This is a genomic window from Saccharopolyspora taberi, from assembly GCF_039534165.1.
GTDB lineage: Bacteria > Actinomycetota > Actinomycetes > Mycobacteriales > Pseudonocardiaceae > Saccharopolyspora_D > Saccharopolyspora_D taberi.
In genome coordinates this window covers 18,620-28,574 of the sequence record NZ_BAAAUX010000039.1, presented here as the reverse complement: position 1 = coordinate 28,574, position 9,955 = coordinate 18,620, and the positions used below count along the sequence as shown (strand labels likewise).

The following is a 9,955-nucleotide window of genomic DNA, read 5'->3' as shown; positions in this document are numbered from 1 at the left end:
GTGCGCGCGGGCGACCGCGCGGGGGCGGCGCGGCGCGGCAGCACCGTGCGGCCGGAGCGCGGGCGGCCGAGCGCGGAGGCGACGCTCCAGCTGCTGCGCGACGCGGCGCAGCAGCGCAGGAGCGTGTGGCTGGGGTTCGTCGACTCGCACGGAGTGGCGACCCAGCGGGTCGTGCGGCCGGTGCGGGTCGGCAGCGGTGTGCTCCAGGGCCTCGACCAGACCGGCGAGCACATCGGCAACTACCCGCTACACCGAATCACATCAGCAGCCCTCGTCGAGGACTAAGCCAGCCCAGCGCGGAAAAGCAAACCCAACCATCGTCCTCAAGCGGCGCAGCCGCTTAGCCCAAGCACGCAACCGGCACCGCCGCGGGTTCTCAGGCGTTCGCTGGCGAGGACAGCTTTTTCCCTCGTATTGGCATACGTGGGAAAAAGTTACCGCAGCTAGCGGGCGCCTGAGGTTCCGCCAAGCGACCCACCACGCAGAACGAGCCCAATAAAACAATCACCGCGCCGCCGCCATGCGTTGGCGCATGGCGTGCTCCACCAGCTTGATCAGCGCCTGCTTGGTCGACTCCCGGTTGCGGGCGTCGACGGTGATCATCGGGACCGAGTCGTCGATGGTCAGCGCCTCCCGCACGTCCTCCATGCGGTGGTGCAGGACGCCGTCGAAGGTGTTCACCGCGACCACGTACGGCAGTCCGCGGTCGTCGAAGAAGTCGATCGAGGCGAAGGCGTCGGCCAGCCTGCGGGTGTCGACCAGCACCACGGCGCCGATGGCCCCGCGCACCAGGTCGTCCCACATGAACCAGAAGCGGTGCTGGCCCGGCGTGCCGAACAGGTACAGGATCAGGTCCGAGTCCAGCGACACCCGCCCGAAGTCCATCGCGACCGTGGTGGTGACCTTGCCCGGGGTGGCGGTCAGGTCGTCGACGCCGACGCTGGCCTCGGTCATCACCGCCTCGGTGGTCAGCGGCACGATCTCCGACACCGAACCGACGAACGTCGTCTTGCCAACCCCGAAACCACCGGCGACCACGATCTTGGTCGAGGTCTTGTTGCCACCACCGTGGTTCGCCGCCGAGCGGGGATCAGAGCCTGCGAAGCCCACTGAGCACCCTTTCCAAGAACTCCATGGACGGCCGATCCCCCACGACCATGCCACTCTCGTGAATTAAGACCAGGCCCAGACCGGCCATGTCGCCGATCAGCACCCGCACCACGCCCAGCGGCAGGCGCAGGTGTGCGGCCACCTCGGCCACCGAGCGAGCCTCCATGCACAGCTCCGAGATGGAGCGGTGCTCCGGAGAAGACGGTCCGCCCTGCGAACGCCCGCGTTCGCTGGTCGAGACCAGCGTCTCGATAGCAAGATCATAATCAGTGCGGGTGCGCCCCCGGGTGCGGGCGTAGGGCCGCACCAGCGAGCCGGTTTCGCCCAGGTCCTCGCCGGATTCGCCCGCGTCGGCCCGGATCGCCGGCATCGAACCGGAGATGGACGGCATCGACTGCGAGATCGGCGACATCGGCTGCGAGATCGCGGGCATCGACGCGGGCGGCATCGAGATGGGGGGCATCGAGACCGACGACGGGCCGCTGTCGGCCGCCGGGCGCGGGTCCGGACCGGGGGCCGGGCGACTGTCGGCCGCGGCCTCGGAGTAGCCGGACCCGAACAGGTCCGCGCCGGGGCCGCCGAACAGCGCGCGGCTGTAGTCGCTGACGGCTTCGCCGTCCTGCTGCGCGTCGTCGACGAAGTCGTCCTGCCAGGAATCGGAGTTCAGCCTCTTGTTGTAGAGGCGGAACAGGTCACCGTCCCAGCTCGGGTCGGAACCGGTGTTCATGGCGAGCTCCCCTCGGATCCGGAAACCGGACTCACCGCCGCACCATGCCCTGGAGCTGCGCCCGCAGCTCCGGCGTGAGCTGCCTGCCGACGCGCTCGACGAGCAGGGTCATCTCGTAGGCGACCAGGCCGATGTCGGCGTTGGGGGCGGCCAGCACCGCCAGGCAGGAGCCGTCGCTGATCGACATCAGGAACAGGTAGCCCTGCTCCATCTCGACCACGGTCTGGGTGACGTCACCGGCTTCGAAGCAGCGCGCCGCTCCCTGGGTGAGGCTGACCAGTCCGGAGGCCACCGCGGACAGCTGCTCGGCGCGGTCGCGCGGCAGTCCCTGCGAGCCGGCGAGCAGCAGCCCGTCCGCGGAGACCACGACGGCGTGCGCGACGCCGGGGACGCGGCGCACGAAGTCGGTGATCAGCCAACTGAAGCTGTTGCTGCTCATGGGTTGCTGGACGGACCCGTTCACTCCTGCTCCTCATGACGGCTCGGAATCGAGCGGGGCGGTTCGGTCGAGACCGGTTCGGCCTTGGCGTGCCTACCACGGCGGATGCCCTGCTGGAAGTTCGACATTCGGCCACGAACGGCATCCGGCGATCGTGGCGCGGCCGGCTTGCTCGGTGCGTCCGACTGCGGTCGCGGGGCGGCCGAGCCGGGCACCAGGTTCGACTTCGGCACCCGTTTCGGCAGGCCGGCGGCGGTGGTCTCCTGGACCTGCTGGGTCTGCTGGACCAGCGCCTCGGCCGCCTGCCAGCCGTCGTCGGCCGAGCCCCAGCCCGGGTCGCGCGGGGTGGTGGGGGCCAGCAGCTCCGGCGGGAACTCGCCAGGCACCGGCGCCGGTTCCGGCTCGGCCTGCTCGCCCGGCTCGGGTTCGGCGGCGCGGCGCGCCAGCTGCGCCTGGGCGCCGTCGGCGACCGAGGGCGCGGGCTCCGGCTCCGGCTCCGGCTCGGGGGTCACCGCCGCGTCGGCGGGCGCGGCCCCCTCTTCGTCCACATCGGACTCGCGGAACCACTGCGACAGCACGGCTTCGTAGATCGGCAGACGTTGCGTCGGCGCGTCGTCCATGTCCCAGGAAGCCCCTTTCGACTGCGTCTCGTCCGCCGGCGGTTCACCGTCCCGCTCGTCGTCGGACGCCGTCCGCTCCTGGGTGTCCTGCCCCGCCGGTGCCGTTCCGTTCTGCTCGGCGCCGCCCGCCTCCGGGACCGGAGCGGCGAAGGTCGCCGTCTTCTCGGCCTCGAACGGGCTGTGGAACAGGCTCGCGGGCTCCTCTTCTTCCTCCTGCTCGGGAACCCCGCACTGGCCGTCGAACACCTCGGGCACGTCGCCGTCGACGGCGCTCTCCTCACCGGGCCACTGCTGCGCCTCGTCGTCCGGCTGCGCCAGCTGGTCATCCTCCCACTGCGGGATGTCGGTGGCGCCGAAGGATTCGCCGGACGCAACCTGAACGGAGTAGTTGCCGGGGAGCTCTTCGACCGGTTCCGGGTGCTCCTCGGGTTCCGGCTCCGCGTCGCGGCTCTCCGGCCTGCGCTGCGGCAGCGGTCCGCCGGTCGGGTCGAAGCCGTTGAGGCCGGAGAGCGCGGGCGGGTCGAAGCCGTTGAGCGCGGGGGCCGGAGGCGCGGCGGGCGGTTCGTCGAAGTTCAGCTGCGGCAGCGGCGCCCGCTCGGTCGGCGGTTCCGCGGCGCGGTCGGTGACGCCGCCGCGGCCGAAGGCCGCAGCCAGGCCGAGGTGGGTGCCGGTCTCGCTGATCGAGTCGCGCCTGCCGTCGTCGGACTGGCGCGGCAGGTCGGGCATCGGCCGCGGGCCGTCCGGGGTGAGCTGCACGACGTGCTCGCCCGCGAGGTGCACGGTGGCGGTGACGCCGCCCTCCAGGTCGCCGTTGTTCTGCAGCTGCACCCGGATGTTGTGCCGCCGGGCCAGCTGGCCGACCACGAACAGGCCCATCCGGCGGGAGACCGCGACGTCGATCTCCGGGGGCCGGGTGAGCCGGTCGTTGATCTCGTCGATCTCGTCGGCGTCGATGCCCACGCCGCGGTCGCGGATCTCGATGACCAGTTCCTGCCTGCGGTAGGCGGCGCGGACGGTGACCTCGGTGTCCGGGTTGGAGAACACCGTCGCGTTCTCCAGCAGCTCGGCGACCAGGTGCACGAAGTCGTTGACCACGCGGCCCTGGATGGCCAGGTCGGGCGATTCGGCGATCGCGATCCGGGCGTACTGCTCGACCTCGGAGACGGCGGCGCCGACGACCTCCGACAGCGGCACCGGGCGCATCATCCGGCGGGTGAGGTCGGTGCCGCCGAGGATCAGCAGGTTCTCGTTGTTCCGCCGCATCCGGGTGGCCAGGTGGTCCAGCTCGAACAGGCTGCTCAGCTGGTCCGGGTCCTGCTCGTCCTGCTCCAGCCGGTCGATCAGGGACAGCTGGCGCTGCACCAGCGTCTGGCTCCGGCGGGCGAGGTTGACGAACAGGTCGTTGACGTTGGTCCGCAGCAGCGCCTGCTCGGAGGCCAGCCGCAGCGCCTGCTGGTGCACCGCGTCGAAGGAGCGGGCGACCTGGCCGATCTCCTCGCGGGTGTGCACCGGAACCGGCGGCACCGAAACGGCGCTCGCGCTGCCCGGGTTCTCGTTGACCTGCCGGATCGCCTCCGGGAGGCTCTGCTGGGCGATCTCCAGCGCGCCGTAGCGCAGGGTCCGCAGCGGGCGCAGCATCGAGCGGGCGATGTAGGCGGCGACGGCGAACGCGATCAGCAGCAGGAGCAGCACCAGGCCCGCGTCGCGCAGCATGGACCACTGGGCGGCGTCGGCGTAGCTGTCGGCGGTCTGGTGGAACTCGTTGAGCACGTCCTCCTCGACCGAGCGCACCATGTCGGCGCGTTCGGCGGAGGCCGCGCCCCAGGCGGCCGGGGCGATGCCCAGCGCGCGGTCGTTCTCCGCGTTGATCAGCGCGGACTGCTTGAGCTGCTCGGAGTCGTCGACCGCGGGGCCGGCGACCTTGGCCTCGTAGAGCTCCAGCTGCGCGGGGGTGGCGACGCTCTCGAACTCGGCGAACGCGGCCTTGAAGCGGGCGTCGGCCTCCGCGACCTGGTCGAGCTGACCGGCGAGGAACTCGTTGCGGATGCCTGCCGCGAGCAGCATCGAGCGCTGCTGGGCCAGGTTCTCCTTGATCCTGCTGATCGCCTCCGCGGCGCGCGCGGCCTGGGTGACCTGGGTGTTGGCCGCCGCCGCGGAGACCGCGCGGTCGATGCCGAGCACGTTGTCGATCACCGAGTCGTAGGCGACCAGGGTCTGGTAGTCGGTGAAGCCGCGGTTGACGATGCCGCGCAGCGAGCCGAGGCTGCCGAGCCGGTTGATCGCGCTCTGGTAGGCGTCGCGCACGGTCGGCGAGAGGTTCTCGGCCTCCGACTCGGGCAGCCGCAGCCGGGAGACCGCCTCGTCCACCCGCTGGGACTGCGCGGCGTACGCGTCGCGGTCGCCAAGGCGGCTGGCGGTGTGCACCGCCGCGTGGTCGCGCTCGCGCTGGAGCTCGTGGGTCACGTCGGCCGTGCGCTGCGCGAGTTCGACCTGGGCGGTGATCGTGTTCAGGCGCGAGACCGTGGTCAGGCCGTCGTAGACGCGGGCGCCACCGACGCCCAGTGCGGCCAGCGTCGGGATGAGCAGGACCGCCGCCATCTTGGTGCGCAGGCGCCAGTTCCGCAGCCACCACCTGCGGGTGCGGGCGGGCTGGGCGTCGTCGCGACGGTCTTGTCTGCTTCCGGGGCCGGGGTCGTTGTTGAGCATCCCTGTTTCCTGCGCTGCGGCGGACGTGCCCACCACGGTTAGCGAGCTTTCCGTGCCGGGCAGGTGCGGTTGGGTGTGGTCAGGGCCGTTCCCGGACGGCAGCGCCCAGTGCGGCGTTTGGACGAGCGGGTGGTGGAAGCCCCGACGGTAGCCGCCGGACCGGTACCGACCCCGACCCTCCTAGCCAGGCTTGCCATCACACTCCCTGATCACAACCTTTACTTCCCCCGAAGCAGAGGCAGGTTCACCTCGACGGGCGAGACTATACTTAACTCGCCGTCACAAGTCAGGCCCCCAGAGCGAGTCGCCCTCACGCTGACGAGTGGCATAGACCTCACCCCTGCTCGGTGTGATTTCTGCCTGGTAACTCCCGGTTGTCGGCAGTGGTTCGACCTTCTAAGGTTGCCCTGCACCCCGCCCCGCCAGGTCCGATGGAGACGCGATGTCCCGCCGCCCGACATCGGCAGCGCCCCGCACGCGCACGCCGGTCACCGGCAGGCCGTCGCCCGGCCGCGCGCGTCCGACATGCGCCGCCCAGGCCGCTGGCATCCGAGCGAACCCGTCGGGCCAGAACCGATGACGCGTTCGCGCTCCCGCCGATTCGTCGCACCCGTGATCCGCGCGATCGGCAGCACCCCACATCGCACCCGATGCAAGGAGGACTTGATGAGCCCGTTTCCCAGCGGTGGGCTTCCTCGCCGGAACCTGCTGAAACTGGCCGGCGGCGTGGCGACGGCCGGAGCCCTGATGGGCACCAGCGGCTGCGGGCTCCTCGGCGGCTCCCAGGGCGCCGACAGCGGCAACGGCCAGGTCGAGAAGGCCAACCTGCGCGTCGGGGGCCTGCCCACCAGCGAGCTCGCCCCGCTGCACCTGGCGGTGCAGAACGGGTTCTTCCAGCGCGAGGGCCTCAACGTCGAGATCGTCAACGCGGCGGACGGCACCCAGGCGCTCAACAGCGTCATCGGTGGCGATTACGACATCACCTTCTCCAGCTACGTTCCGATCTTCGCCGCCCAGGCGAGCGGGGTCGGTCAGCTCAAGATCGTCGCAGACTGCGCTTCGGCGGCTCCGAACACCTGCGTGATCATGACGTGGCCGGGCAGCCCGGTACGCTCTCCCGCCAACCTCGCGGGCAAGCGGATCGCGATCAGCGGTCTGGGCACCATCTCCGAGCTCATGGTCAAGGCGTCCATGCGGGCCAACGGCGTGGACTTCGCGCGGGTCGACTGGGCACCGCTGGGCTTCCCGAACATCCCGAACGCGCTCAAGCAGCACCAGGTCGACGCGGCGTTCCTGGTGGAGCCGTTCCTGACGCTGGCCGCCCGGGACGCGAACGCGGTGCCGGTCGTGGACACCGCCACCGGCCCGATGGAGAACCTGCCGATCGGCGGTTACGTGTCCAACGCGCAGTTCGCCGAGCAGAACCCGAAGACGGTGGCGGCGTTCCAGCGCGCGATGGACGCGGCGGTGACCGAGTCCCGCGACCGCAGCAAGATCGAGCCGCTGCTGCCGAAGTTCGCCAAGATCGACGCCGAGGTCGCGTCGGTGATCAGCCTGCTGCAGATGAACTCGCGTGCCGACGTGACCCGCCTGGAGCGGGTGCCGCGGCTGATGAAGGACTTCGGCTACCTGAACAAGGACGTCGACGTGGCCGCCATGGTCGTGGCCCCGCAGGGCTGACGTCGTCGTGGCTGTGTTTTTGCGGGGCACCCGCACCCGGTCGGCGACCGCAAGCGGGAAAAGAGTGTCGCTCACGCCGCCTCCGAGGTTTTTGCGGGGCACCCGCACCCGGTCGGCGACCGCAAGCGGGAAGAAAGTGTCGCTCACGCCGCCTCCGAGGTTCTTCCGCGGCCTGGTCGGCGCGCTCGGCTTCCTGCTGGTGTGGGAGGCGTTCAGCCGGTCCGGGCTGGTCGACCAGCGCTACTTCCCGCCCCCGTCGATCGTGCTCGCCCGGCTCGCCGAGCTGCTGGGCGATCGGGCGTTCCTGCTCGACGTGATCGCCAGCCTGCTCGCGTGGGCGATCGCGCTGCTGATCTCCATCGCGATCGCGGTGCCCGCCGGGCTGCTGCTGGGCAGCGTCCCGGCGGTGCGGGTCGCGACCAGGGCGATCGTGGAGTTCCTGCGCCCGATCCCGTCGGTGGCGCTGATCCCGCTGGCGATCGTGCTGGTCGGCAACGGGCCGGACACCAAGATCGCGCTGGCGGTGTACGCCGCGGTGTGGCCGATCCTGTTCAACACCATCTACGCGCTGGACGAGATCGATCCGGTGATGGTGGACACCGCGAGGTCCTTCGGCCACGGCCGGGCGCGGGTGATGTTCACCGTGGCGCTGCCGAACTCGGCGCCGTTCGTGCTCACCGGCATCCGGATGTCGGCGGCGGTGGCGCTGATCCTGGTGGTCAGCACCGAGTTCCTCGCGGGCGGCACCAGCGGGCTGGGCAGCTTCGTGCTCGACGCCAGCACCGGCGCGGGCCGGATGGACCTGGTGCTGGCGGGCACGCTGGTCGCGGGCCTGATCGGCCTGGCGATCAACGAGGCGCTGGAGCAGGTGCACCGCAGGGGGCTTCGCTGGAGTACGACGCAGGAGGCGACGTGAGCCACACTCCCTGCCCGCTCGCGGCCGCCGACCGGGTGCGGGTGCCCCGCAGGACATCAGGAGGCGACGTGAGCCACACTCCCTACCCGCTCGCGGCCGCCGACCGGGTGCGGGTGCCCCGCAGAACACAGGAGGCGACGTGAGCGGCGTCCGTGGATTCGCGCAGCGCTGGGTGGTCTTCGCCGGCGCGATCGTCGCCTGGGAGGTGCTGACGCGGCTCGCCGCGAGCCCGTTCTTCCCGCCGCCGACGGAGATCGCGACCACCGCGGTCACGACCTGGTTCACCGGCGAGACGGTCTCCCGCGACGTGCTGGCCAGCCTCGGCCGCATCGCCGCCGGGTGGCTGATCGCGGTGGTGCTGGGCGTGGGTGTTGGCACCGCGCTGGGCCGGTCGCGCACCGCGATGGACTACGCGGGCCCGGTGCTGGCGTTCGTCCGGGCCGTGCCGCCGCCGGTGCTGGTCCCGGTCTTCATCGTGCTGCTGGGGATCGGGGCGCAGATGCAGATCTCGGTCATCGTCTTCGGCGTGGTGTGGCCGATCCTGCTCAACACCGTGGACGGCGTGCGCTCGGTGGACCAGGTCAAGGTGGACACCGCCCGCTCGTTCGGGATCTCCGGTCCGCAGTGGGTGCTCGGCGTGGTGCTGCCCGCCGCGCTGCCCAAGATCTTCGCGGGACTGCGGGTCAGCCTGTCGCTGGCCCTGGTGCTGATGGTGGTCTCCGAGCTGGTCGGCTCCACCAACGGCATCGGCTACCAGCTGGTGTTCCGCCAGCGGCAGTTCGACCTGCCCGGGATGTGGGTGGGCATCGTCCTGCTCGGCGTCCTCGGCTACGCACTCAACACGATTCTCCTCGCGGTGGAGCGCAGGGCGCTGAGCTGGCAGCCCACCCGGACCGCGGGGGCGGGAGGCTGACATGTCGACCATGCTGGAGGTTTCCGGGCTGGGCCACCGCTACGGCGGGCCCACCGGGCACCAGGCGATCAACGAACTCTCGTTCCGCGTCGAGGCCGGCGAGCTGGCCTGCATCGTGGGACCGTCCGGCTGCGGCAAGTCCACGCTGCTGCGGTCGATCTCCGGGCTGCTCACCCCCACCAGCGGCCGGGTGGAACTGCACGGCGACCCCGTCGAGGGCGTTCCGTCGGACCTCGCGGTGGTGTTCCAGGACTACAGCCGCTCGCTGTTCCCGTGGCTGTCGGTGCGCAAGAACGTCGAGTTCCCGTTGCGCTCCAGGGGAATCGGCCGCGACGAGCGCAGGCGGCGGTCCGACGAGGTGCTGGAGTGGGTCGGCCTGGCCGAGTCGGCCCGCAAGTACCCGTGGCAGCTGTCCGGCGGTATGCAGCAGCGGGTGTCGATCGCCCGCGCGCTGGCGTGCAGGCCGGCGCTGCTGCTGATGGACGAGCCGTTCGCGTCGGTGGACGCGCAGACCCGCTTCGAGCTGGAGGACCTGCTGCTGCGGGTGCGCAAGCAGTTCGACAGCACGGTCCTGCTGGTCACCCACGACATCGACGAGAGCATCTACCTCGCCGACCGGGTGTTCGTGCTGTCGAAGTCCCCGGCGTCGATCGTCGCCGACATCCCGGTGGACCTCGGCGAGCGGGACCAGATCGTCACCCGCGAGTCGGAGGAGTTCGTGCACCTGCGCAGCGAGGTCGCGCGGCTGCTCCAGGTCCGCAGCGCGGAGCCGAAGCGCTCCGCGGAGGCCGAGCGCTGGGCCGAGGCCGAGCGGGCGGAGGCCCGGGAGTCCGCGCAGCCCTGA

The 9,955-nt window shown here is 71.1% G+C and carries 9 protein-coding genes and 1 pseudogene; 6 read left to right on the top strand and 4 right to left on the bottom strand.

Annotated elements, in window-relative coordinates; translation table 11 throughout:
- Positions 1–285, top strand: a pseudogene (locus ABD691_RS31965) (helicase-associated domain-containing protein); the annotation flags it as partial.
- A gap of 219 nt (positions 286–504) precedes the next feature.
- On the opposite strand, the gene ABD691_RS31960 reads toward ABD691_RS31965, so the two are convergent.
- The 4 genes from ABD691_RS31960 to ABD691_RS31945 are packed head-to-tail and all read right to left on the bottom strand — an operon-like array spanning position 505 to position 5,602.
- The gene (locus ABD691_RS31960; protein WP_344686094.1) at positions 505–1,110 is read right to left on the bottom strand and encodes a GTP-binding protein; all 606 of its coding nucleotides are present in this window, start codon (positions 1,108–1,110) and stop codon (positions 505–507) included.
- Positions 1,091–1,837, bottom strand: a complete 747-nt coding sequence (locus tag ABD691_RS31955) for a DUF742 domain-containing protein (RefSeq protein ID WP_344686093.1) — start codon at positions 1,835–1,837, stop codon at positions 1,091–1,093. The genes ABD691_RS31960 and ABD691_RS31955 overlap by 20 nt, the downstream gene beginning before the upstream one ends.
- 31 nt (positions 1,838–1,868) lie before the next feature.
- Positions 1,869–2,276, bottom strand: coding sequence for a roadblock/LC7 domain-containing protein (locus ABD691_RS31950; RefSeq protein WP_344686095.1), 408 nt, complete (start codon positions 2,274–2,276; stop codon positions 1,869–1,871).
- 20 nt (positions 2,277–2,296) lie between these two features.
- The gene (locus ABD691_RS31945) at positions 2,297–5,602 is read right to left on the bottom strand and encodes a sensor histidine kinase (protein WP_344686092.1); all 3,306 of its coding nucleotides are present in this window, start codon (positions 5,600–5,602) and stop codon (positions 2,297–2,299) included.
- Positions 5,603–6,268: 666 nt separating this feature from the next.
- Between ABD691_RS31945 and ABD691_RS31940 the strand changes: the two genes are divergently transcribed.
- The 5 genes from ABD691_RS31940 to ABD691_RS31920 all read left to right on the top strand — a co-directional run bounded on the left by ABD691_RS31940 (position 6,269) and on the right by ABD691_RS31920 (position 9,955).
- Positions 6,269–7,282 (top strand): ABC transporter substrate-binding protein, encoded by a 1,014-nt coding sequence (locus ABD691_RS31940; protein WP_344686091.1) that lies wholly within the window; start codon positions 6,269–6,271, stop codon positions 7,280–7,282.
- Positions 7,283–7,418: 136 nt separating this feature from the next.
- Entirely contained in the window at positions 7,419–8,198 is a 780-nt protein-coding gene (locus tag ABD691_RS31935) for an ABC transporter permease (RefSeq protein ID WP_344686090.1), read from the top strand.
- Positions 8,195–8,341, top strand: a complete 147-nt coding sequence (locus tag ABD691_RS31930) for a hypothetical protein (RefSeq protein ID WP_344686089.1) — start codon at positions 8,195–8,197, stop codon at positions 8,339–8,341. Before ABD691_RS31935 ends, ABD691_RS31930 begins: the two co-directional genes overlap by 4 nt.
- Positions 8,338–9,111 (top strand): ABC transporter permease, encoded by a 774-nt coding sequence (locus tag ABD691_RS31925; RefSeq protein WP_344686088.1) that lies wholly within the window; start codon positions 8,338–8,340, stop codon positions 9,109–9,111. The genes ABD691_RS31930 and ABD691_RS31925 overlap by 4 nt, the downstream gene beginning before the upstream one ends.
- Position 9,112: 1 nt before the next feature.
- Positions 9,113–9,955 carry an ABC transporter ATP-binding protein gene (locus ABD691_RS31920; protein ID WP_344686087.1) on the top strand — a complete coding sequence of 281 codons (843 nt, stop codon included), beginning with the start codon at positions 9,113–9,115 and terminating at the stop codon, positions 9,953–9,955.